Origin of the sequence: Ralstonia pickettii (assembly GCF_030582395.1) — a bacterium.
In the GTDB taxonomy this organism is placed as follows: Bacteria; Pseudomonadota; Gammaproteobacteria; order Burkholderiales; family Burkholderiaceae; genus Ralstonia; species Ralstonia pickettii_D.
The window spans coordinates 667,421-690,843 of the sequence record NZ_CP104382.1 but is presented as its reverse complement, the minus strand read 5'-3'; the positions used below and the strand labels follow the sequence as shown (position 1 = coordinate 690,843).

At 64.1% G+C, this 23,423-nt stretch carries 23 protein-coding genes; 18 read left to right on the top strand and 5 right to left on the bottom strand.

Annotated elements, in window-relative coordinates:
- Positions 1 to 12: 12 nt before the first annotated feature.
- Both ggt and N5B55_RS19815 read right to left on the bottom strand, forming a co-directional pair.
- The gene (ggt, locus tag N5B55_RS19820) at positions 13 to 1,743 is read right to left on the bottom strand and encodes a gamma-glutamyltransferase (protein WP_304541456.1); all 1,731 of its coding nucleotides are present in this window, start codon (positions 1,741 to 1,743) and stop codon (positions 13 to 15) included.
- A gap of 144 nt (positions 1,744 to 1,887) precedes the next feature.
- Positions 1,888 to 2,364: an Lrp/AsnC family transcriptional regulator gene (locus N5B55_RS19815; RefSeq protein WP_304541454.1), complete on the bottom strand. Its 477-nt coding sequence runs from the start codon at positions 2,362 to 2,364 to the stop codon at positions 1,888 to 1,890.
- A gap of 106 nt (positions 2,365 to 2,470) precedes the next feature.
- On the opposite strand from N5B55_RS19815, the gene N5B55_RS19810 reads away from it, so the two are divergent.
- Complete coding sequence (locus N5B55_RS19810) at positions 2,471 to 3,649, top strand: cystathionine beta-lyase (RefSeq protein ID WP_304541452.1); 1,179 nt, start codon at positions 2,471 to 2,473, stop codon at positions 3,647 to 3,649.
- A gap of 11 nt (positions 3,650 to 3,660) precedes the next feature.
- On the opposite strand, the gene N5B55_RS19805 is transcribed toward N5B55_RS19810, so the two are convergent.
- Positions 3,661 to 4,113: an Lrp/AsnC family transcriptional regulator gene (locus N5B55_RS19805; protein ID WP_304541450.1), complete on the bottom strand. Its 453-nt coding sequence runs from the start codon at positions 4,111 to 4,113 to the stop codon at positions 3,661 to 3,663.
- Between the two features lie 134 nt (positions 4,114 to 4,247).
- Between N5B55_RS19805 and N5B55_RS19800 the strand changes: the two genes are divergently transcribed.
- From N5B55_RS19800 to N5B55_RS19765, 8 genes are all read left to right on the top strand, one after another.
- The gene (locus N5B55_RS19800; RefSeq protein WP_304541448.1) at positions 4,248 to 5,150 is read left to right on the top strand and encodes a DMT family transporter; all 903 of its coding nucleotides are present in this window, start codon (positions 4,248 to 4,250) and stop codon (positions 5,148 to 5,150) included.
- 157 nt (positions 5,151 to 5,307) lie between these two features.
- The gene (locus tag N5B55_RS19795; RefSeq protein WP_304541446.1) at positions 5,308 to 5,574 is read left to right on the top strand and encodes an H-NS family nucleoid-associated regulatory protein; all 267 of its coding nucleotides are present in this window, start codon (positions 5,308 to 5,310) and stop codon (positions 5,572 to 5,574) included.
- A 122-nt stretch (positions 5,575 to 5,696) separates the two neighbouring features.
- Positions 5,697 to 6,227, top strand: a complete 531-nt coding sequence (locus tag N5B55_RS19790; protein WP_304541444.1) for a DNA-binding protein — start codon at positions 5,697 to 5,699, stop codon at positions 6,225 to 6,227.
- Between the two features lie 221 nt (positions 6,228 to 6,448).
- Entirely contained in the window at positions 6,449 to 6,715 is a 267-nt protein-coding gene (locus tag N5B55_RS19785) for a BufA1 family periplasmic bufferin-type metallophore (RefSeq protein WP_027679010.1), read from the top strand.
- A gap of 22 nt (positions 6,716 to 6,737) precedes the next feature.
- Entirely contained in the window at positions 6,738 to 7,607 is an 870-nt protein-coding gene (bufB, locus tag N5B55_RS19780) for an MNIO family bufferin maturase (RefSeq protein WP_103519062.1), read from the top strand.
- Positions 7,594 to 8,352, top strand: a complete 759-nt coding sequence (locus N5B55_RS19775) for an HvfC/BufC N-terminal domain-containing protein (protein ID WP_304541439.1) — start codon at positions 7,594 to 7,596, stop codon at positions 8,350 to 8,352. Before bufB ends, N5B55_RS19775 begins: the two co-directional genes overlap by 14 nt.
- Positions 8,349 to 8,819: a DoxX family protein gene (locus N5B55_RS19770; RefSeq protein WP_103519064.1), complete on the top strand. Its 471-nt coding sequence runs from the start codon at positions 8,349 to 8,351 to the stop codon at positions 8,817 to 8,819. The genes N5B55_RS19775 and N5B55_RS19770 overlap by 4 nt, the downstream gene beginning before the upstream one ends.
- 61 nt (positions 8,820 to 8,880) lie before the next feature.
- Complete coding sequence (locus N5B55_RS19765) at positions 8,881 to 9,297, top strand: BON domain-containing protein (protein WP_009240681.1); 417 nt, start codon at positions 8,881 to 8,883, stop codon at positions 9,295 to 9,297.
- Between the two features lie 12 nt (positions 9,298 to 9,309).
- On the opposite strand, the gene N5B55_RS19760 is transcribed toward N5B55_RS19765, so the two are convergent.
- The gene (locus tag N5B55_RS19760; RefSeq protein WP_304541436.1) at positions 9,310 to 9,738 is read right to left on the bottom strand and encodes a hypothetical protein; all 429 of its coding nucleotides are present in this window, start codon (positions 9,736 to 9,738) and stop codon (positions 9,310 to 9,312) included.
- Positions 9,739 to 9,837: 99 nt separating this feature from the next.
- Between N5B55_RS19760 and N5B55_RS19755 the strand changes: the two genes are divergently transcribed.
- The 5 genes from N5B55_RS19755 (at position 9,838) to N5B55_RS19735 (ending at position 16,587) form a co-directional block, all read left to right on the top strand.
- Positions 9,838 to 10,239 carry a MerR family transcriptional regulator gene (locus tag N5B55_RS19755; RefSeq protein WP_103519066.1) on the top strand — a complete coding sequence of 134 codons (402 nt, stop codon included), beginning with the start codon at positions 9,838 to 9,840 and terminating at the stop codon, positions 10,237 to 10,239.
- Positions 10,240 to 10,396: 157 nt separating this feature from the next.
- Positions 10,397 to 11,767 (top strand): TolC family protein, encoded by a 1,371-nt coding sequence (locus tag N5B55_RS19750; RefSeq protein WP_369812453.1) that lies wholly within the window; start codon positions 10,397 to 10,399, stop codon positions 11,765 to 11,767.
- Positions 11,768 to 11,771: 4 nt separating this feature from the next.
- Positions 11,772 to 12,920, top strand: a complete 1,149-nt coding sequence (locus tag N5B55_RS19745; protein WP_304541433.1) for an efflux RND transporter periplasmic adaptor subunit — start codon at positions 11,772 to 11,774, stop codon at positions 12,918 to 12,920.
- Positions 12,921 to 12,922: 2 nt separating this feature from the next.
- The gene (locus tag N5B55_RS19740) at positions 12,923 to 16,018 is read left to right on the top strand and encodes an efflux RND transporter permease subunit (protein WP_065853894.1); all 3,096 of its coding nucleotides are present in this window, start codon (positions 12,923 to 12,925) and stop codon (positions 16,016 to 16,018) included.
- A gap of 155 nt (positions 16,019 to 16,173) precedes the next feature.
- On the top strand, positions 16,174 to 16,587 hold the full coding sequence (locus N5B55_RS19735; protein WP_304541429.1) for an Hpt domain-containing protein: 414 nt from the start codon (positions 16,174 to 16,176) through the stop codon (positions 16,585 to 16,587).
- On the opposite strand, the gene N5B55_RS19730 is transcribed toward N5B55_RS19735, so the two are convergent.
- On the bottom strand, positions 16,570 to 17,952 hold the full coding sequence (locus N5B55_RS19730; RefSeq protein ID WP_304541427.1) for an APC family permease: 1,383 nt from the start codon (positions 17,950 to 17,952) through the stop codon (positions 16,570 to 16,572). The two genes, N5B55_RS19735 and N5B55_RS19730, sit on opposite strands and share 18 nt — an antisense overlap.
- A 342-nt stretch (positions 17,953 to 18,294) precedes the next feature.
- Here N5B55_RS19730 and N5B55_RS19725 point away from each other — a divergent pair, with 342 nt between their 5' ends.
- From N5B55_RS19725 to fdhD, 4 genes are read left to right on the top strand one after another with little or no spacing between them, the layout of a single operon-like run.
- Entirely contained in the window at positions 18,295 to 19,950 is a 1,656-nt protein-coding gene (locus N5B55_RS19725; protein WP_304541425.1) for an OFA family MFS transporter, read from the top strand.
- Between the two features lie 28 nt (positions 19,951 to 19,978).
- Positions 19,979 to 22,327 (top strand): FdhF/YdeP family oxidoreductase, encoded by a 2,349-nt coding sequence (locus N5B55_RS19720; RefSeq protein WP_304541423.1) that lies wholly within the window; start codon positions 19,979 to 19,981, stop codon positions 22,325 to 22,327.
- Positions 22,327 to 22,572, top strand: a complete 246-nt coding sequence (locus tag N5B55_RS19715; protein ID WP_154205854.1) for a MarR family transcriptional regulator — start codon at positions 22,327 to 22,329, stop codon at positions 22,570 to 22,572. The genes N5B55_RS19720 and N5B55_RS19715 overlap by 1 nt, the downstream gene beginning before the upstream one ends.
- On the top strand, positions 22,569 to 23,384 hold the full coding sequence (gene fdhD / locus N5B55_RS19710) for a formate dehydrogenase accessory sulfurtransferase FdhD (RefSeq protein WP_065853884.1): 816 nt from the start codon (positions 22,569 to 22,571) through the stop codon (positions 23,382 to 23,384). The genes N5B55_RS19715 and fdhD overlap by 4 nt, the downstream gene beginning before the upstream one ends.
- Positions 23,385 to 23,423: the final 39 nt, after the last annotated feature.

The following is a 23,423-nucleotide window of genomic DNA, read 5'->3' as shown; positions in this document are numbered from 1 at the left end:
CTGCAATGCCGATCAATAACCGGCTGCCAGCCCCGTGTTGCGACGCGGATCATTCGCGCCATAGAACCGGTTGTTGCCAATCGGCTTGCCACCCAGGGACGGCGCCCCGACGATGATCGCCGCCAGATGATTGGCCGGCTGCGGCGCGCCCAAGTTGTGGCCCATCGACGTCAGGATCTTGCGCGTATCGTCCGACAGGGCATACGGCTCGACGTTGGTCACGTCCGGCAGCCATTGCTGGTGGAAGCGCGGCATGTCGACGGCTTCCTGCACGTTCATGCCGTAGTCGATCGCGTTGATCATGGTCAGCATGACGGCCGTGATGATGCGGCTGCCGCCCGGCGTGCCCACCACCATGACGGGCTTGCCATCCTTGGTGACGATGGTCGGGCTCATCGACGACAGCGGACGCTTGCCCGGGGCGATCGAGTTGGCTTCACCCTGCACCAGGCCGTACAGATTCGGCACGCCGACCTTGGCCGTGAAGTCGTCCATCTCGTCGTTCAGGATCACGCCCGTCTTGGCGGCCGTCACCTTCGCGCCAAACCAGTCGTTGAGCGTGTACGTGACCGACACCGCGTTGCCGTACTTGTCGGCAATCGAGTAGTGCGTCGTGTTGCTGCCTTCATGCGGCTCGACGCCCGGCTTGATGTCCTTCGACACGCCCGCCTTCTTCGGGTCGATCACGGCGCGGATCTTGGCCGCGTAGTCCTTGCTCAGCAGACGGTCCAGCGGGTTCTTCACGAAATCCGGATCGCCCAGGTAGCTGTTGCGGTCCACATAGGCGTGGCGCATGGCTTCGATCTGGTAGTGCGTGGCCTGCGCGGAATGCCAGCCCAAATCCTTCAGCGGATAGCCTTCCAGAATGTTCAGCATTTCGCAGATGATCACGCCGCCCGAGCTCGGGGGCGGTGCCGACACCACGTGATAACCGCGGTAGTCGCACTCGACCGGCGCCAGTTCGCGCGTCTTGTAGCTGACGAGGTCTTCTTGCGTGATCAGGCCACCACCGGCCTTGCTCGATGCAGCAATGGCCTGCCCGACCCAGCCCTTGTAGAAGCCGTCGGTGCCCTTGTTGCTGATCTCGCGCAGCGTCTTGGCCAGATCGTGCTGAACCAGCTTCTCGCCCACCTGGAACGGCTGGCCCTTGTTGAGGAAGATCGCGCCCGATGCAGCGTCTTCCTGGAAGTCCTTGGTGGACGTGTGCAGCATGTCGACGTCGCCCTGATCGAGGACGAAGCCCTTGTCGGCCAGCGTGATGGCCGGCGCGATCAATGCAGCCCGTTGCATGGTGCCGTATTTTTCGCGGGCGTATTCCATGCCCGACACGGTGCCGGGCACACCGACAGCCAGGTGTCCCTTGGTGGACGCGCCCTTGATGACGTTGCCGTCCTTGTCCAGGTACATGTTGGCGGTGGCGGCCTTCGGGGCGACTTCACGGAAGTCGAGGAAGGTCTTGCGGCCATCGGCCAGTTGGATGGTCATGAAACCGCCGCCGCCGAGGTTGCCGGCAGCCGGATAGACCACGGCCAGGGCGTAGCCCACGGCCACGGCAGCGTCGACCGCGTTGCCGCCGCGCTTGAGCACTTCCACGCCGACCTTGCTGGCCAGGTGCTGTGCCGAGACGACCATGCCGTTCTCTGCGGCCACGGGGGCGACGGACGCCGCGTGTGCGACGGTCGTGATGCTGATCGATGCGATTGCGGCGGCGATCCACCGCATGCCTGTTCTTGGATTCTGCATAGGAGCTCCTTTGGTACCTTCAAGGACGCCGGTCGTGCCAGCGTACGAGTTATGGCGCGCGAACCTTATCAGGCACAGCGCTGCGGCACTATAGCCTCATCCCCGTATTGACGCATTGTGCAGGCGGTGGAACGGCACGCGTCGCTAGCCCAGCGGCACTTCGAGCCCCACCTTCACGCGGTTGAGCACCACGGCCGTGTGATACCACTTGATATTGTCGTTGTCGTCGAACAGGCGTCGCGCGAGGGCTTCGTATTCGGTCATCGTGGCCACGTTCAGAATCAGGACGAAGTCCGCCTCGCCCGTCACGTAGTAGCACTGCTGCACCTCGGGGCCTGAGAGTGCTTTTTTGAGCGCCGCCACGGCCGCGGTATTGGTGCGCTCGGCGTGCACCTCGACAATCACGGTGATGGGTTTGCCGACCCGCTCAGGGTCCACCACGGCCACGTTGCCGACGATGACGCCGGCCTCCTCCATTCGCTTGATGCGCCGCTGCACGGCGGCGGTCGATAGATTGACTTGCTCGCCGATCACGCGCAGCGGCGTGGTGTAGCACCGCTGCACGGCGTTGAGGATGGCGATGTCGAATGCGTCGAGTTCGAGCGATTTCGGAGGGGCCATAGCCGGTTTGGTGAGAAATTTTTGCGTGTGGCTGGCCAGATTAGCGGAAACTGCTTCCCGCGCGTGACATAGCATTTCGTCATCATCGCTCGCGGAGGCGCATCCCATGCATTGGCAATCCCAGCTCGTCAGCCCGGAAACGCTTGCCCCGGGCGGCTTCCGATCATTGGTGACACCCGTCTACCGCGGTTCAACCGTGCTGTTCGACAACGCGACGCAGGTTGTGGACGACTGGCGCCATGCGCAGCACGGCTATACCTACGGCCTCTACGGCACACCGACCGCCGTAGAACTCGGCGCACGGATTGCGCAAATGGAACGCGCCCGCCACAGCTTTATCGTGCCAGGCGGGCAGGCTGCCATCGCGCTCATCTACCTGGCGTGCTGCGGCGCCGGCAGCCACGCACTGGTGCCGTTCAGCGCGTACGGGCCCAGCCGGAGCATGGCTGCCGGCCTGCTCAAACGCATGGGCATCGAAGTGGAAACGTATGACCCGCTCATCGGCGCGGGCATCGAGGGGCTCATCCGTCCGAACACCACACTTGTTTGGACTGAAAGCCCCGGCTCGGTCACGATGGAGGTGCAGGACGTGCCGGCAATCGTGGCCGCGGCGCATGCGCGCGGCGTGCCGGTAGCGCTCGACAACACGTACACGGCCGGCGTGTACTTCGACGCCTTCGCGCACGGCGTAGACATCAGCATGCAAGCCCTGACCAAATATGTCGGCGGTCACAGCGACCTCCTGCTCGGCTCGGTCTCAGTCAATTCGGAGGCAATGTTCGAGCGGGTGGGCAGCGCGTTTGCCGACCTGGGCATGGGCGCCTCGCCCGACGATTGCAGCCTGGCACTGCGTGGCCTGCAAACGCTGGCGCTGCGCCTTGAGCGTCTGCAAGCCTCCACGCTGGCGGTGGCGCGCTGGCTTCATCTGCAGGATTGCGTTGCCACCGTGCTGCATCCAGCGCTGCCGTCATGCCCCGGCCATGAATTCTGGAAGCGCGACTTTACCGGCGCAACGAGCGTGTTTTCAGTGGTGTTTCAGGAAAGCGTTTCGGCCGAGCAGGTCAGCGCGTTCATCGATGCGCTGCGCATGTTCCGGATCGGCATGAGCTGGGGCGGCACGAGCAGCCTGGTGATGCCCTATCCGCATCTGGCGCGGCCGAATCATCACTATCGAGGTCGCCTGGTGCGGCTCAACGTCGGGCTGGAGGCGCCAGAAGACCTGATCGCCGATCTGCGGCAAGCCATGGCGCGTGCTGCCATCCAGGAGCCCGCTGTCACCGCATAGCGGCCGGCACGTCAGTCAGGGGCGGCAAACGGCGGCGCGCGGCGCTTCACCGTTTGCGCCTTGACGATGGCAGTGTTGGTTTCGGCGTGATAGGCCACGCGGTCGAGAATCTCATCGAGCTGATCGATCGAGCGCACATAGAGGCGGGCAATGAAGCAATCCTCGCCCGTCACCTTGTCGCATTCGCAGATCTCCGGAATCTCTTCGATCAGTTGCTGCACGATATGCAGCTTGCCCGGCATGGGCCGCACGCGCACGATGGCCTGCAACGTATAGCCCAGCGCCGCCGGGTCGATGTCGACGGTGTAGTTGCGGATCACGCCGCGCTCTTCCAGCCGGCGCAGGCGCTCCGACACGCTGGGGGACGACAGCCCGACCTGCTGGGCCAGCTGCTTGAGCGAGATGCGGGAATCTGTCAACAGGACGTCAAGAATGCGTTGGTCCAGGGCGTCGATCGCGTTCATTTTTACTTCCGTGGTCCGTTCGGGCGTTTCGCCTTATTTTATGAGATTCAACGTGGATTTTGCCTTAGAAAAGCAATGGAAGTCAGGCCATCCGCATGCGATCCTCCTTGCATCCAACGCTCAAGGTGGTTCGCATGAACGATAAGATGCGCGGCACGGTGGAAATGACCGCCGCCATGATCATCTCCGGGACAATCGGCTGGTTTGTCGTCCGCTCCGGCCAGCCGGTGGCCGACGTTGTGTTCTGGCGCTGCGTGTTCGGCGCGCTGACGCTGCTGGGGGTATGCGCAGGGCTGGGGCTGCTGCGTGGCGCGATCACGTGGGCGCGCGCCGGCATCGCCGCGCTGGGTGGCGTGGCCATCGTCGTCAATTGGCTGCTGCTGTTTGCAGCGTATCCGCGCGCATCCATCTCGATTGCCACGGCGGTCTACAACACGCAGCCTTTCATGCTGGTGGGGCTTGGCGCGCTGTTTCTGTCGGAAAAACTGACGGCGGCCAAGCTCACATGGCTGGCCCTCGCCTTTATCGGCGTCGTGTCGATCGTGCAAGTGGGCCCAACCGCCAGCGCGGGGACCGATTACCTGACAGGCATTGCGATGGCGTTGGGCGCGGCGTTTGCCTATGCGGTGGCCGCGCTCCTGATCAAGAAGCTGGCCGGTACGCCGCCGCATCTGATCGCGCTTATCCAGGTGTGTGTGGGCGTGCTGATGCTGGCGCCACTGGCCAACCTGTCGCATCCGCCGGCCGAGCCACATGCGTGGGTGATGCTGGTCACGGTGGGCGTGGTACACACGGGGTTGATGTACATCCTGCTCTATGGCGCCATCCAGCGGCTGCCGACGCATCTGACCGGGTCGCTGTCGTTCATCTATCCGATCGTTGCAATCGGGGTGGACATGGTCGCGTTCGGACACCGGTTGCAGCTCGCGCAGTTTTTGGGTGCGGGCGCGATCCTGCTGGCGGCGGCGGGCATGAATCTGGGGTGGTCGCCGTATCGCTGGTTGCGGGCGCAGGCCGAATCTCCCGTTTCCAAATAACGCAATACGCGCAATAGGCCGCCCCACCGGCAACACGAATGGGCGGCCCAACTGCTGTTATTCTTGTGCGTTTTCCGCTGGCGCCCGGCGCGCCCTGCGCCTGCCTCTCTCTCCCTTTGGCACCCAGCGGACAGAAACCCCAAAACATGCGTACAAGATGAAGGAAGGTCACCCGCCGGAGCCGGGTCGCGAAAATGCGATCGCCTGGATCCTGGAACAGATGCAGATGTACGGCCTGTCTATCGAAGACCTGCAGGCGCAGGGTTGCTTTGACGCTCCACCTCCGCCCCCACCAGCGGCGCCTATCGGCCCGGTCTACATGAGCGCTGACGGCCAGCACTGGGACGGCTCCGGCGACATGCCGGAGTGGCTCCAACGCGCTGTCAACGCTGGACAGAGCATCGAGCATTTCCGCGTGGGCTGACGCGCAGGCAGCGCAGGTACGCCGGTTGCGTGGCCGTAGACGCAAGCGCTGCCGGTTCGTTGATCCATGAGTTGATTCACAGCATTCCCGGCCGGCGCTCCAACTCAACGGAGGACGTCACCATGCCGGAACGCAAAACCGTAGAACGTGCGCGCGCCGACAAGCGCCACGGCAAAGCCGCCTCGACCCAGGCGGGCAACTTCGTGAAGGAAGAGATGGATCACATCCGCGAAGGCAAGCACGGTGCGAAAAACACCAAGCAGGCAATTGCGATTGGTCTATCGAAGGCACGCCGCTCTGGCGTTGCCGTCAAGCCGCCGGGGGAAGGCAAGGCATCGGCCTCCACCCGCAAGAAGGCGGAACATGATGTCAAGGCCGGCAGCAAGACGGGCAACAAAACCGGCAGCCACGCCAGTGCGAGCAAGGAATCCACGGCCAAGCGCAGTAAAACCACAACCCGCACGCTGAAGAAGGAAGGCCACGCGGCGGCGTCCCAATCATCGTTGTCCAAGCAGGCACACAGCGCGGCGTCGAAGCGTTCGAGCGGCGAGCGCTCGTCAGCAGCCAAGAAAGGCGCCGCCACCAAGGGCGCGGCAGGCCGTTCGGCTGCCGCGAAGAAGGCAGCCCGCACGCGCGCCTCCCACGCCAAGTAAATTTTTCCTGTCCGATCTGAAGGCGGCCCATCGAGGCCGCCTTTTTTTTGGATCGTCTCGAAAAAAAATCAAAAAAAAAAATTGTTCTCCGTGTCAGGAACGCAGCCATGCGCCGACGAAGGTGCACGGAACGCATCTGCGCAATGCCGCAGTGCACCGTACGGCGAGGGATTTCGCCCTGCAGCCGTTCTACGACACCTGTTCACTCAAGGAGAACGCAAATGAAACAACACGCCATGATCGCCGCCGCTCTGGGTAGCCTGCTCGCGCTGGGCGCACTGTCAACGCCTGTCCAGGCCGCCGATGCTGCGGGCAAGGAAAAGTGCTACGGCGTTGCCAAGGCCGGTCAGAACGATTGCGCCAGCCCCGGCAGTGCCCACGCCTGCGCGGGTCAGTCGAAGATCGACAAAGACCCGATGTCGTGGAAGTACGTGCCGGCCGGCACCTGCGCGCAGATGGGCGGCACGATGCAGCCTGCGTCCAAGTAACGCGCGACGCCGGGTGACTGCCATGCAGACTGCTCTGCCAACCTGCGCCGGCGCAGGCCTGCGCGCCCCGCACTTCCCCGCCCTGCTGCACGGGCAAGCCCGTTTCCCGTGGGCGGAAGTGCACAGCGAGAACTATCTGTATGGCGGCCCGGCACGTGCAGCACTGCTGGCCGCGCGCGAGCACCAGCCGGTAAGCCTGCACGGCGTCGGCATGGGGCTCGGCAATGCCGATGGGCTGGACGTCGAGCACGTCCGCGCCATCGCTGCCCTGGCCGACGCCGTTGCGCCCGCCGCCATTTCCGAGCACCTGTGCTTCAACCGCAGCGGCGCACAAGTCGTCAACGATCTCCTGCCGCTGCCTTATTCCCGCGAATCGCTGGATGTTGTCTGCGCCAACGTCATGCGCGCCCAGGACATCCTCAAGCGGCCGCTGCTGATCGAAAACATTGCCGCGTACATCGACTGCCGCACGCTGGTCGACGCCGACGACGCCGTCTCCGAAGGTGCATTCCTGACCGCCCTCGCCCGGCGTACCGGCTGCGGCATCTTGTTGGACTTGAACAATCTGTACGTGAACAGCGTCAACCATGGCGTGACCGTCGAATCGGTACTGGCCGATATCGACCCGGCGCTGGTCGGCGAGATTCACCTGGCAGGCTTCAGCGTGGAAGACGGCATGCTGATCGACACGCACAGCGCGCCCGTCCATGCGCCCGTCTGGGCGCTGTATGACGCGTGGATTGCCAAGCACGGCGCACGCCCCACGTTGATCGAATGGGATGCTGACCTGCCTCCAGTGCAGGTGTTGCTGGAAGAAGCGGCACGCGCCCAGGCGATGCTGGATCGCCACGCCACCGCCGCCATGCAGGAGCCACGCCATGCGACTGCCTGACTGGGAAGCCCAGCTCGTCGGCGCGCTGACGGCCCCCTTGACCAACGAAGAAACACGCGGCATCGCCATCTACCGCAATGCGCGACTGGCCATCCTGCGCAACGCGCTGGCGGGGGCCTACCCCGTCTGCCGCACGCTGGTCGGCGACGACTGCTTCGATGCGCTCGTGCGCGACACGCTCGCGGTGCAGGCATCCACATCTCCGAACCTGCATCGCTACGGGAATGCGCTGCCAGACGTCATTGCGCAATCGCCGTTGGCACACAGCGTGCCCTATCTGGCCGATGTCGCGCGCCTGGAATGGTGCGTGCATTGGGCGCATTACGCCCCGGACGCCCACGTTGAAGCGGCGGATGCCACGTTGCTCGCGCAGCCGGCAGACACCATCCGCGCGGGGCTGATCGAGGGAGCGCAGTGGGTGGCGTCGCGGTGGCCCGTGGTGTCAATCTGGCGCGCGCACCAGCCCGGGGAAACCATCGCGCTGAATGCAATCGACCTGGGCGTGGGCGAAGCCGCCGCGATTGCCGTGCGCGGGCACCGCGTTGCTGTGCTCGACCTTGATCCGCTGACCGCCGCGTTCCTGGCCGCTTGCGAAGCTGGGACGTCGCTTCAGGCCGCGCTCGAGACCACGCTGGCCGAGCGACCCGATTTTGATCTGACTGCATGCCTGTCCGGCCTCTATCGCTCGGGGCTGCTCGCACTGTCTGCCTGCCCAACAACCTTGTCTACTGGAGACACGCCATGAACACCCTCAGCCCGACTTTTGCGCCGCTTACACGGCTGCGCGCGACGTTCGACCGGCTTGCCGGTCCGCAAAGCACGCTTTGTTCGATCATCCTGTTGATCGCGCGCGCGTATCTCTTCTACGTGTTCTTCCGGTCGGGGCTGACCAAGCTGCACGACTGGGACACAACCGTGCTGCTCTTCACCGAAGAATACAAAGTGCCGCTGTTGCCGCCCGCACTGGCAGCAGCGCTCGGCACGTTCGGCGAACTGGTTTTCCCTTCTCTGATGCTGGCCGGCATCGTACCGAGGCTGGCAGCTGCCGGGCTGTTCTTCGTCAACGTGGTGGCGGCGGTGTCGTACTGGGCCAATCTGTCGGCATCGGCCATTGAATTTCATTTCGTGTGGGGCGTGCTGATTGCGCTCGTGGCAACGGTGGGACCGGGTTGGCTGGCGGCGCAGACCCTTTGGCAGCGCCGCAGGCGTTAAGCCGTTTGCGGGGGCGGCGGGCTTATGATGTCGGCTTGTCGCCCTCTCTTCAGGAGTATCGATGCGCTTCCCTCAGTTGTCCTTCGCAGCCTCGGCCGGTGTGTTGGCTGCAATCGGTGCCACAACACTTCTGACCGCTTGCGCCTGGGGTGATAGCTCCACCGCTTCCGGCGCGCGCATGCTCGACGACTCGCTGCTCTCGTACCAGGTCAAGGCGGCGCTGGACCAGGACACGGCACTCAGCACGCGCCAGATCCGCATCCGATCCAACCCCGACGGCAAGGTCACGCTAACGGGCTGGGTCGATACCCCAGAAATGGCTCGCCGCGCCGGCGAAGACGTCAAACGCTTCGTTGACCCGGCCAAGCTCGACAATCAGCTGCGCGTGCTCTCGCGCATGCAGGTGCTGGGGGGTGGCCCGTACATCCCGGCCGGCTTGCCGCCCGAGGCACCGGCCAGCGCCCCGGCCGCGCGCTGAACTGCCAAGCGCTTACGCCGCCCGCGCGCCTGCTCGCACAAGCAGGCGGCCCACGGGCAGCGATTGCAGCAGCCCAAAGCCAATCTCTGCGATCAGGAAGGGCACCAGCAGCAGCGTCGCGCCCGATGCCAGGGCGTACGCCTGCCACGCCGCAAACAGCCCGCGCGCCACGGCGTCATACCGGCCCAGCGCCACACTTGGCCGTCGGATGCGCAATACCGACCACACGCACACCACCGATCCCATCAGATTGGCCATCAGCAGATGCGTTGGCTCAAACGCCGGCAAGCTGCCGATGCCCAGCGCCTGCGCCAATGCGCTGAGCGCCTGATGCAACAGCGCGAACGTCCACGGCGTCGCAAACGGCGCGGTCATGATCAGGTCATACCAAGCGCTGGTCCGCACGATACGCAGGAAGGTCGATTCGGAAACCGAGACCATGACAAAACTCCAAAAGTGAAGTGAAGGAGTCGCCACGCTAAAGCTTGGTGTACGCTCCAAGGTCAAGCCCGCCGACCGTATCCCTCCTCCCAAACCACCATGCCTGCCGCTCTTCCCGCTCCCATTTCCAATGCGCATGCCGGCGACCTGTCCATCGGCGACTTGGCGGCTGCAACCGGCGTCTCGCGGGATGGCTTGCGCTTTTACGAGGCGCGCGGCCTGATCCGAGCGCGGCGCCGGAGCAACGGCTACCGCGCCTATCCGCCCGAAATCGTAGAACTGGTGCAATACGTGCGCACGGCCCAGCAGCTGGGTTTCACACTGGCGGAAATCAAAGAAGGCATGTCGCACGTGTGGCAGCAACCCGACACCGATGCCGCCGTCACCGCGTTGCTGCGCGACAAACTGGCCATGATCGATGCCCGCATCGCAAGCCTGCAGGCCATGCGAGACGCACTTGCCACGCGCGTCGGCATGGCATGTCCACTTGCACCTGCCTGAGACGGTCATCATGTCTTGTCATATAACTGTCGCAGACTGGCGCTGCTGGGCGGGGTTTTTGCGTTTTCCCCGATCCTGACAGCTTGCTGAGCCGTGAAAGGCGCTTGAAAGTTCGCGTCGGTAAAAACGCTCCCGTCTCAAGGGGGAGTCTGCTGCAGTGAAACATCGGGGTGCATTCCATTTACGGGCGAGGGCCGTGCTGTGCGCGGTGACCTGCCTGCCATTTGCCGCTGCCTGGGCAGCCACGCCGGCATCGGCGCCGGCTGCGGCCAGCATGCCGGTCGCCACCATGCCGCCCATCAAGCCTTCCGTGCCGGGCGTGACGGGCGCCGGCTTCAACCTGGTCGAACTGCTGCAGGAGCTGAAAGGCAACAACCCGCAATTGATCCAGGGACGCCATAACTATTTGTCGGCCAAGTCCATACCGCCGCAGCTTGCGTCGCCCAACAATCCGCAGCTCGGCTATATCTGGAACAGCATCCCCAAGGGATTCCCTCTGGCGGTGAACCGCGCGGGCGGCAGCCAGTACAACCTGACGCAGCAGATCCCGTTTCCGGGTAAAAAAGCGCTGGCGGCCGAGATTGCCGATCGCCAGGCTGAGTCCCTGAACGCGCAGAATGACGCGCTGTACCTGCAGCTCTATGCGCAGCTTTCCACCACGTACTATCAGGCGATTGCGCTGCAAAAGCAGATCGACGTGCAGAAGCTGACCATCACGCGCCTGGAGCAGGTCAAGCAGATCACGCGTGTGCGCTACGCCAACAACGCCGCCGCCTACGCAGATTTCCTCAACGCGCAGGTCATGCAGAGCAGCGCACAGAACGACCTGTTTGCCGCGCAACGCCAGTACGACAGCACGTTGCAGACGCTCAACACGCTCATCGGGAAGGATCCGAGCTTCCCCCTCGTGCTGCGCGCAGACGACGAGGCTGTACGCCTGCCGGATGAACCGCTGCCCGAACTGGAAAACCAGGCGCTGCGCGAGCACCCGTCGATCAAGGCATCGGCCGAACTGATGGACGCGGCGCGCAAGAGCGTGACGCTGGCGCGCAAAGCCTACCTGCCCGACTTCCAGGTCATTGCCACCGTCACGACGGACAACCCGCCGTATGGCGTGCGCCCGAACAGCTACCAGATCGAACTGGACGTGATCATCCCGTTCTGGTTCCTGACCAAGGAGAAGTACGGCGTGAACCAGGCGGTGGAAAGCCAGATTGCCACCGAGGCGAACGATGTGTCGGTGCGCCAGCAGACGTTACTGGCCGTCGATACCGCCTACAACACGCTGCGTCAGACGCTTGCGCAGCTCGATTTCAACAAGCAGCGGCAACTGCCGCAGGCGCTGGCGGCCTATCGCGTCACGATGACCAACTACGCCAGCAACAACGCCGATTTCAACGACCTGCTCACCGCCCAGGGCGCGCTCAAGAACGCCGAACTGTCGGTCGCCCAGGCACAGGCCACGGCCTTGCAGGCCTATCACGCGCTGCTCGCGGCCACCGGCCGCTCGCCGGTTCAAGCTCAATAACATCATGAAGAAGTTCTCTCCTGTCGTTGCTGTGATCGCCTTGGCAGCAGCCCTCGCTGTAGGCGTGGTGGTCGGACGCAAGTGGCCCGCCGCCGAGCCGGCCGAGACTGCAAAACCCGCTGCCGGCCCGGCCTCTGCGCCGGCTGCCGCCTCTCGGCCGAAACCCGACTCCATCGAAATTCCCTCCGGCGGCTTCGACCCCCAACAGGTGAAGGTCGCGCAGGTCAGTCAGCTTTCGGTGCCGGTGGAGCTGTCCACGCCGGGCAAGCTCGCGTACAACGCCGAGCTGACCAAACTGGCCTCGGCGCGCGTGGCCGGCCGGCTTGATCACATCCTGCAGTTTGAAGGGGCGCTGGTGCGCGAGGGTCAGCCCATTGCCGAGCTCTACGCACCCGACTTCATCTCCGCGCAGAAGGAATACCTGCTGGCCCTGAATACTGCTCGCCAGCTCAAGGGCTCCAACATGAAGGATCTGCTGGAAGATGCAGACGCCACCGTACAGTCCGCCGCGGGCCGTCTGCACGTGCTGGGCATGTCCGATGCGGATGTGGCACAGATCGCCAAACGCGGCACACCGGCTGAACACCTGACGCTGCGCGCACCCATCTCGGGCACGATCGTCAAGCGCAACATGGATCCGGGCGCCTTCCTGAATGTGGGCGACTCGTTCATGAGCATCGTCGATACGCGTGTGCTGTGGTTTACCGGCAACGTGTATGAGAACGACATTGCCAGCGTGCGCATCGGCCAGCCGATCTCCCTGCGCACGGCGGCGTATCCGAATCGCGAGTTCACGGGCCGCGTAAGCTTCATCGCCCCGAATATCGACCCCGCCACGCACACGCTGACGGTGCGCTGCGACGTGCCCAACACCGACGGCCTGCTGCGCCCCGAGATGTACGCCACGGCGCGCATCCGGACGGGCAGCGGCCAGGCCACGGTGGTGCCGAAGTCCGCCCTGGTGAAAGACCACGGCGGCTACTACGTGATCGTGCAAAGCGATGCCACGCATTTCAAGCGTGTGGAGGTGCGCGGCAAGGACACCGGCACGGATGGCAATTTTGCCGTCACGGCAGGGTTGGATGCCTCGTCGCGGGTCGTGGTGCGCGGCGCCGCACTGCTCAACGAGATGATCGTGAAGGCAGGAGCTTGAGCATGCAGTTCAACCCGATCGCGGGCATTCTCAAGCGCCGGCTGCTGATCGTCTTTCTGGCGATCGCTCTGCTGGTGGTCGGCGTGCTCTCATTCAAAGAGTTGCCGTTGCAGGCGTATCCGGGCGTGGCGCCGCTCTCGGTGCAGGCCATCACGCAATGGCCGGGCCGCAGCACGACCGAGGTCGAACAGCAGATCACCATCCCCATCGAAAACGCGCTGGCTGGTGTGCCGGATGTGCAATCGTTCCGCTCGGTATCGCTGTTCGGGCTGTCGGTGGTGACGCTCAAGTTCAAGGAAGGCACGGATAGCTTCAAGGCGCGTCAGAATTTTTCGCAGTACCTGGCGAGTGCCAACTTGCCGACGGGCGTGCAGTCGTCTCTGAGCCCGGACTCGGATGCGACTGGCGAAATCATGCGTTTTCGTCTCGTAGGCGACGGCGTCGATCTCACCACGCTCAAGAGCTACCAGGACTACGACATCTCCAAGGGGCTCAAGCACGTACAGGGGGTGGCGGATGTCAGCTCCTTCGGCGGCAAGGTGAAGGAGTACCACATCGTTCCCTCGCCCGCGAAGCTGCTGTCATACGGGATCACGCTGTCACAGCTCATCACGGCCATCGGCAACGCCAACAACAACACCGGCGGCAACCTGCTGCGCGATGGCGAGCAGCAGTTCGTCGTGCGCGGCGTCGGCCTGCTGCAAACGGTCGACGACATCCGCAACGTGGTGGTGACCGCCAACAATGGCGTGCCTGTCCGCGTGCGTGATATAGCCGAAGTGGAAGTCGGGAATGTGCAGCGTCTGGGCCAGGTGCAATACAACGACCAGCCCGACGTGGTGGAAGGCATCGTGCTGCTCAAGCGCGACGCCAACGCCACCGAAGTGCTGGCCAAGGTGCGCGAAAAAGTGGCGGAGCTGAACAACGGCATCCTGCCCAAGAGCGTCCAGATCAAACCGTTCTACGATCGCCAGGTGCTGCTCGACATCACGATGGGCACGGTCGAACACACGCTGGTGGTGGGCATCGCGCTGGTGCTCGCGGTGCTGTTCGTCTTCCTGGGCAACTTCCGGGCGGCGGCTGTGGTGGCGGCGGTGATTCCGCTGGCGCTGTGCGTCTCGTTCATCAGCATGGAGCACTTCCATGTGCCGGCCAACCTGATCTCGCTCGGTGCGATCGACTTTGGGGTGATTGTCGACGCGGCCGTGATCGTGATGGAAAACATCATGCGGCACCTCGAAGAAGGCGCCGAGAAGCTCGAGGACGCGATCGTCAAGGCGACCAACGAAGTGCAGCGCGCGATGATCTTCTCTACGGGCATCATCATCGTGGCGTATTCGCCGCTGTTCTTCATCGGCGGCGTGGAAGGCATCATCTTCAAGCCGATGGCGTTCACGATGGGCTTTGCGTTGATGGCATCGATCGTGCTCAGCCTGACGTTCGTGCCGGCGGCCACGTCGTTCGTCTTCGGCAAGACGCTGCATCCGCATTCGCCGGCGTTCATTGCGGCGATTCTGCGCTGGTACAAGCCTCTGCTGCGCAAGCTCATTGCCCGGCCGATGACCGTCTTTGCCACGGCCATTACGGCGCTCTTGCTGACGCTGTACAGCGCCACCTTCCTCGGCACGGAGTTCCTCCCCACGCTGGAAGAGAACAACCTGTGGCTGCGCATTACGCTGCCCAACACGGTGGACCTGGAATACTCCGCGTCGGTGGCCAACGACTTGCGCACGTACTTCACCAAGCAGCCGGAAATCCAGAAGGTTTCCGTGCAGATCGGACGTCCGGATGACGGCACCGACTCCACCGGCGTGTTCAACCAGGAGTACGGCCTCTACTTCGCCCCGCCCGACCAATGGGCCAAGGGCATGACCAAGGGACAACTGGTCGAACGCCTGTCCAAGCACCTCGAGAAGATTCCCGGTATCGAATACAACTTCTCGCAGTACATCCAGGACAACGTTGACGAGGCGCTGTCCGGCGTCAAGGGCGAGAACTCGGTGAAGCTGTTCGGGAACGATCTCAACGTTCTCGAAGCGAAGGCCAACGAAATCCAGGCGCAGCTTAAGAAGGTGCAGGGTCTGGTGGACGTGGGCATCTTCCGCGAGCTGGGTCAGCCGACACTGAACGTTTCGATCGACCGCCAGGCGGCTGCGCGCTTCAACATCAACGTGAGCGACGTGCAGAACCTCGTGCAATACGCCATCGGCGGAGCGCCGGTCACGCAAATCCTGGAGGGTGAAAAATCGTTCGGGCTGGCGGTGCGGCTGAACCAGCAGGCACGTGCGTCGTACGACGCTATCCGTGAGCTGCTGATCGACACGCCCGATGGGCAGCACATTCCGCTGTCGATGATCGCCAAGGTGGAAATGACCGACGGCCCGTTCTTCATCTACCGCGAGGAAGGCAAGCGCTACATTGCCATCAAGTTCGGCGTGCGCGGCCGTGACCTGGGCGGTGCCGTGGACGAGGCACAGCGTGTGGTGGGCAACAGCGTAAAACTGCCCGAGGGCTATACCGTCAAGTGGGATGGCCAGTTCAACGAGATGAAGGTCGCCCAAGGCAAGCTGATGGTGATCGTGCCGTTGACGATTCTCGTGATCTTCCTGCTGCTGTACAGCACGTTCGGCAACTTCAAGGATGCACTGATGGTGGTGCTGAATGTGCCGTTTGCCGCCATCGGCGGGTTGCTGGCGCTGCATATCGCAAATGAGACGCTGTCGATTTCAGCGGGGATCGGCTTCCTGTCATTGTTCGGCATTGCCATCCAGGACGGGGTGATCCTGATCTCGTACGTCAACCGTCTGTCGCAATCCGAAAACGTGCGGGAAGCCACTGTCGACGGTGCCGCGCTGCGTCTGCGCCCGGTGATCATGACCGCCATGCTGGCCGGCCTGGGCCTGTTGCCGGCGGCGCTCTCGCACAGCATCGGCTCGGAAGCGCAGCGTCCGCTGGCGCTGGTGATCGTCGGCGGCATGGTGACGACGACGATCCTCACACTGCTGGTGCTGCCGGTGGTCTTCACCTGGGCGCACCGAAACCGCCGCCCGCCGTCGCGCGATTCGGACGTCAGCCCGACAGCCGCCATGCTGCCGTAAGCCACGCTCGCTCCAAAAGCGAAACGGGCGCATCGCCTCACCGGCGGTGCGCCCGTTTTGCTTTGAATCGGCATCAGAAATCGGACCAATCTCATGGTTGCCCGTACGCCCGGCGTGCAGAGTGCGTCTCTGACTTCACCGCCTGCAACGCTACCATGCACACCACGCCCCACGTCGCCGCCAGCATCACCGCGCAGTTCCCGCCACAGGTTATCGCCACCCTCATCGAGCTGTTTGGCAATGATGTGCAGCAATGGCGCTTTATCGTCGATCTCTTTTCCGAGACGATGGAACACGATCTGGCCAACCTGGAGAAAGCCCTCCGGGGCGCAGACGACGCGCAGATCGTTGAAGCAGCCCATCGCATCGTCGGCTCTGCGCGCATGCTCGGCCATCAGCCGATTGGCGATGCGGCCCGCAGCATTGAGCGCACCGCGCAGAGCATTGGCCCGCATCTGGAGCGTGCGGCGGAAATGCAATCCGCGCTTGTTCGCCTGCGCAAGTTGGCCGACGAATTCCGCCAGATGGCAAGCAGTTGCCCGTGGCCCACCTCATCGGTTGCGGGCTAAGCGCGCTCCACGCGCTGCAGACCATCGGTTGACCACCAGCGGCACCACGCCCACGGCGATGCCGCCCAGGCCGACCAGATTTGTCGTCAGGTCGAACGTCGGTACGCTGTAGCCCGCGATCAACCACAAGAACAACGCGCTGCCCAATGGCCAGCCGACCAGAAACACCGCATTGAACACCGAGCGAAGCGCTTCGCGCCGGTAGTGCCAAGCGCAGGCGAAGCCCGCCAGCCCGTAGTAGAACGCCACCTGAAACCCGATTGCGTTGACCGAATCCTTGATGATGGCGTTGATGCTCGGGAAAAAAGACGCACCAAATAGCAGGATCAAGCCAACCGCCGCAATCACAACGGTGGCCACCCATGGTGTGCGCCAAGTCGGATGCAGCCTGGCATAGCGCGCATGCAACATGCCGTCGCGGCCCTCGGCATACAGCGTGCGCGTGAATTGCAGGATGGAGGTCTCCAGGGTCCCGACCGTGCTCAGCATGACGGCCACCACGGCCACATAGCTCCACGGGCGGGGCAGCAGTTTGTCGGCCACGGCAAAAATGACGTTCGTGCTGGACTGGTCGATTTCCGCGTCGCTCAGCACGAGCAGGATCACGGCAGCAAAACCCATGAACAGCGCCAGCACAATCACCATGGCCCACAACGCGCCACGGCCGGGCGCGTGATTGGCGTCGCGCGTCTCTTCCGTCAGGTTGACCGTCACGTCCCAGCCCCAGAAGAAGAACAGCGCCGTGAGCGCACCGGTCGCAAACAGCTGCGGTGTGAAGGCCGCGGGCGACAGCAGTGCCCACGACAGCGCATGTGCCGGATGCGCGCCGAATTTCACCACGGCCAGCACGATCAAGCCGACAAGAATGACGGTCTCCGTGACGGTCATGGCAATCTGCGAATAGCTTGTCAGCTTGATGCCCTTGATGATGACCGCGGTCACCACGAGCAGCCATGCTGCCGCCACCAGCGCCACCACGGCTGGCTGCGCAGCCAGCGACGGAGCCACGAGTGTGAGCGTGGCCGTTGCGGCTGGAATCGTGCCGGACACCATGAACACGCCCGACGCCACCAGCAGTGCCCAGCCGGCAAAGAACCCCAACGTGCGATTGAAGATAGCGCCCACCCAGGCATACGCCGCACCTGCATGTGGGTTGACGCGATTCAGGTGCAGATAGGCAAACGTCACCCCAAACATGATCAGTCCGCAATACAGGAGGCTGGCCGGCGTGAGCGCCCCGACCGCGCCGATCAGCGTGACCGTGGTGGCGGCAATGCTGAACGCCGGCGCGGTGCCTGCCACGCCCATGACGACAGATTCGCTCACGCCCAACGCCTGAGCCTCAAGTTGCGTGTCGACTGCCATCCGCCACCTCCAGGTTTTCTTGCCGCCGACGTGGCGGGCGCCGCTATCTCTGCGATCCAGTATTGGCGCTGGCAAACGGAACACCAATTACCGCGATTCCGTACCCGGTTTATTTATGTTTTCAGTCACATAAATTAAGCAATTCGGCTGCAAGTTGCGTAATTCGCAATACAACGGGCGACTACAACTATTGATCTAGAACACGCTGCCCCACTATCTTTCGCGGGCAACGTCGGCGCAGTCCCATCGCAGCCGGCTGGCACGCACCGGCCATGACCGAGGCGGCCGCACCGTTTCACCGTACACGTCACAACACGGGCTCAACTCATCCGGGGGGATTCGATGTCCGAAGCAGTCCTGCATCCATTTTTTTCGCGCGAGCGCACCGTCGCCGCGGTTGGGTTCAATCGCTGGCTGGTTCCGCCTGCCGCGCTCGCCATCCATCTTTGCATTGGCATGGCGTATGGTTTTTCCGTCTTCTGGCTGCCGCTTGGCCGCGCGCTGGGCATCACCAAGCCGCTGACCTGCGGCGCCGACGTCTCGCTGATCGCAGAACTGTTCACCACCACCTGCGACTGGCGCGTCTCCAGTCTGGGCTGGATGTTCACGCTGTTCTTCGTGTTCCTGGGCGCATCCGCCGCCATGTGGGGCGGCTGGCTTGAACGCGTTGGCCCGCGCAAGGCCGGCGTCGTGTCGGCCGTGTGCTGGTGCGGCGGGCTGCTGATTTCCGCACTCGGCATCCAGATGCATCAGCTGTGGCTACTGTGGGTGGGCTCGGGCGTGATCGGCGGCATCGGCCTCGGGCTGGGCTACATCTCGCCGGTGTCGACGCTGATCAAGTGGTTCCCGGACAAGCGCGGCATGGCCACGGGCATGGCCATCATGGGCTTCGGCGGCGGCGCGATGATCGGCGCCCCGCTGGCTGACCGCCTGATGAAGCTGTTTGCAACGCCCGAATCCGTGGGGGTGTCGCAAACGTTTATCGTCCTGGCCGGCATCTACTTCGTGTTCATGATGGCCGGCGCGCTGGGCTACCGAGTGCCGCCCACCGGCTGGAAACCGGCCGGCTGGACGCCCTCGCCCGCCAAGGCGAAAGACACGATGGTCACGCAACGCCACATCCACGCCAATGAAGCCCTGAAAACGCCGCAGTTCTGGCTGATCTGGGCCGTGCTGTGCCTGAACGTATCGGCCGGTATCGGTGTGCTCGGCATGGCTTCGCCGCTGCTGCAGGAAGTCTTTGGCGGCAAGCTGCTGGGCGTGACGACGTCGTTCATGGACCTGACCGCCGCGCAAAAAGGCCAGATCGCGGCCATCGCCGCGGGCTTCACCGGTCTGCTGAGCCTGTTCAACATTGGCGGCCGTTTCTTCTGGGCATCGCTGTCGGATCGCCTGGGCCGCAAGATGACGTACGCGATCTTCTTCGTGCTCGGCTTCGTGCTGTACGCATCGATTCCGTGGACCTCGCACACGGGCAATATCGCGCTGTTCGCACTGGCCTTCTGCGTGATCCTGTCGATGTACGGCGGCGGTTTTGCGACCGTGCCCGCTTATCTGGCCGACATGTTCGGCACGCAGATGGTGGGCGCCATCCACGGCCGCCTGCTCACGGCGTGGTCGACGGCGGGCATCCTGGGCCCCGTGCTGGTGAACTACCTGCGCGAATACCAGATCGCCCATGGCGTGGAACGCGCAGCCGTGTACGACATCACGATGATGATCCTGGCCGGCCTGCTGATCCTCGGCTTCATCTGCAACCTGCTGGTGCGCCCGGTCAACGCGAAGCACTTCATGACCGAAGCGCAACTCGACGAGCTCCGTCACGCTGCGGCAAGCAAGAGCCCGACGCCGTCGGTGGCTGCACCGGAAACGTCGCTGGAATGGAAGGCGCATCCGGGTTCGGCCGTGGCCGTGGTGCTGGCCTGGGCCGCCGTGGGCCTGCCGTTGGGCTGGGGGGTTTGGATTACACTCCAAAAAGCTGCCGTTCTGTTCTCCTGACATCCCATTCAACGCCGCCCCGCCACTCATGAAGCACCAGAAGATCGAGTTCTACCGTCACCCGGCCGGTGGCTGGGGCGCGCTTAAAAGCGTTGCGCATCAATTGCTGTCGCAGGGCATCGCCGCCAAGGGCGCCAAGACGATGCTGTCAGCCAACCAGCCTGACGGCTTCGACTGCCCGGGCTGCGCCTGGCCTGACCGCGACCACGCATCCACCTTCGAGTTCTGCGAAAACGGCGTCAAAGCCGTGGCTGCAGAAGCCACGTCCCGCCGCACCACGCCGGAGTTCTTCGCCCAGCACACCGTGCGCGAACTCGCCGAGTGGTCGGACTACGCGCTCGAAGACCAAGGCCGCCTGACGCACCCGATGGTCTACGACGCGGCCAGCGACAAGTACGTGCCGATCGAATGGGACGCCGCCTTCGCGCTGATCGCGCAGCACCTGCGCGCGCTGCCCGATCCGAACCAGGCGATCTTCTACACCTCCGGCCGCACCAGCAATGAGGCGGCGTTCCTTTACCAGTTGTTCGTGCGCGCCTATGGCACGAACAATTTCCCTGACTGCTCGAACATGTGCCACGAGCCTTCCGGCACGGGCATGCGGAGCAGCATCGGCGTCGGCAAGGGCACCGTCACGCTCGACGATTTCACCAAGGCGGACGCCATCTTCATCTTCGGCCAGAACCCGGGGACGAACCACCCGCGCATGCTTGGCGAGCTGCGCGAAGCGTCCAAGCGCGGCGCCAAGATTGTTTCGTTCAACCCGCTGCGCGAGCGCGGGCTGGAGCGCTTTGCCGATCCGCAAAGCAAGATCGAGATGCTGACGCTCGGCTCCACGCGCATCAGCACCGAATACCACCAGGTGCGCATCGGCGGCGACCTGGCGACGGTCAAGGGCATCATCAAACACGTGATCGAGCGTGACGATGTGGCGCGCAGCCGTGGTGAGCCCGCCATCATCGACCACGCCTTCATCGCCCAGCACACCGGCGGCTACGACGCGTTTGCCGCCGACGTGCGTGCCGAATCGTGGGCGACGATCGAAGCCGAATCGGGCCTGCCGGAACACGAGATCCGCCAGGCCGGTGACACCTATATCAAGGCCGGCAGCGTCATCGCCTGCTGGGGCATGGGCATCACGCAGCACAAGCATTCAGTCGCGACGATCCAGATGATCGTCAACCTGCTGCTGCTGCGCGGCAACATCGGGCGCCCGGGGGCCGGTGCGTGCCCCGTGCGCGGCCACAGCAATGTGCAGGGCGATCGCACGATGGGCATTTATGAGAAGCCCGCCCCTGCGTTTCTGGATCGGCTGGAGCAAGTCTTCGGCATTCAAGTGCCACGCGAACATGGTTACGACACCGTCGGCGCCATCGAAGCGATGCGGCAAGGCGCCGCGCGCGTGTTCTTCGCCATGGGCGGCAACTTTGCGGCCGCCACGCCGGACACCGCCGCCACATGGGCGGGCCTGCGCCAATGCGATCTGACCGTGCACGTGACCACCAAGCTCAACCGCAGCCACATCGTGCATGGCAAGGCTGCGCTGATCCTGCCGTGCCTTGGCCGCACCGAGGTCGACCAACAGGCCGGCGGCACGCAAGGCGTGACGGTGGAAGATTCGATGAGCATGGTGCACATGTCGGCGGGCATCAACCCGCCGGCCTCGCCGCATCTGCTGTCGGAGCCGGCCATCGTGGCGCGCCTGGCCGAAGCGACGCTGCCCGAGAGCACCATCCCGTGGCGCTGGCTGGTCGAAGACTACGACCGCATCCGCGAACGCATTGAAGCCGTGTTCGACGACTTTGCCGGCTTCAACGAGAAGATTCGCGTGCCGGGCGGCTTCCGCCTGCGCAACACCGCATCCGAACGCGTCTGGAACACGCCGTCGGGCAAGGCGGAATTCCATGCGCATGCCGTACCGACCGACACGCCGGTCCACCGCGCCCGCGAGCGCCATGCCGACGCCACCGTCTTTACGCTCGCCACGGTGCGTTCGCACGATCAGTACAACACCACGATCTACGGCATGGACGACCGCTACCGCGGCGTGTTCGGCCAGCGCCGCGTGGTCTTCATCAACAAGGAAGACCTGCACACGATCCACATGAAAGACGGCGAGTGGGTCGATATGGTGACGCTCTCCGAAGACGGCACGACACGCCGCGCCGATGGCTTCCGCCTCGTGGCGTATGACATTCCGCGCGGCTGTCTTGCGGCGTATTACCCGGAGACCAATCCGCTGGTGCCGCTGTCCTCCGTGGCCGACCAGGCCCGCACGCCGACGTCCAAGTCGATTCCGGTGATGCTGGTGCCGAGCCAAGTCCGACGCCCCGCTGACGCCCCCGCGGTCAACACGGCCAACACGGCGGAAGCCTGATGCCAACCGAGCCGGCATGGTCTGCGCTGCAACTGGCGCTGCTGGCCGCATTGCGCGAGGCCGACGCCGGCAAGCCGGTGTCCCTGCCGTGGCTGACCAAGCGCGTGGGCGAGCGCGCCAGCACAGTGCTGCGCGCACTGCATCCACTGGCTGACGCCGGCCTGCTGCGCGTCGTCATGGACGACACGCGCTGGCTGATCGTGCTGCTCGATGCCGGCCGCGCATTGCCTGATTTCACTGCATGACTTTCCTACCCCGCCACCCCGCCGGCTTGCCGGTCGTGTCCACCACCGCGACAAAGCATACGCGCACCGGCGTGCACGAAGACACCGCCACCGCCGTCGCCGATGAAGCACCGGTCGCGCTTGTCTTCAACGGCATCACGCACGCAGTAATGATGGCCTCGCCAGCCGACCTGGAAGACTTTGCGCTGGGCTTTGCGCTGTCGGAAGGCATCGTCGACAGCCGCGCAGATTGGCGTGGCGCCGACGTGGAAACGCACCCGCATGGGCTTGAAGTGCATGCGGAAATCGCTTCGCACTGCTTCGTGCGACTGAAGGAACGCCGCCGCGCGCTGGCCGGCCCAACGGGCTGCGGCCTGTGTGGCATTGAGAGCCTGCAGACCTTTGAAGACGCACCCGCGCCGCTCACGCCGCCCGCATGGTTGGCGACACTTGCCGACGCACAAGTGCTGGACGCCATGCAGGCGATGACGGCGCATCAACCGGCCAACGCACTCACGGGCGGCTTGCATGCCGCAGGCTGGGTGCCTGCCGACGGCAACGCACCGCTGCATGTGCTGGAAGACGTCGGCCGTCACAACGCGCTGGACAAGCTGATCGGCCGGCTGGCCCGGCTCGGCATCCGTCCCGCAGACGGGTTCATCGTCATGACAAGCCGCGCGAGCTTTGAGCTGGCGCGCAAATGCGTGCAGGTGCAGGTGCCGCTGCTGGCCACCATCTCCGCGCCGTCTTCGCTGGCGATCCGCCACGCCAAGGCCGGGCAGCTGGCGCTGCTGGCGTTCTGCCGGGGCGACAGCGTGACGCGGTTTGCCTGACAACGCCCCTCTCTCGCGGGGATATTGAGCGTTGCGAGC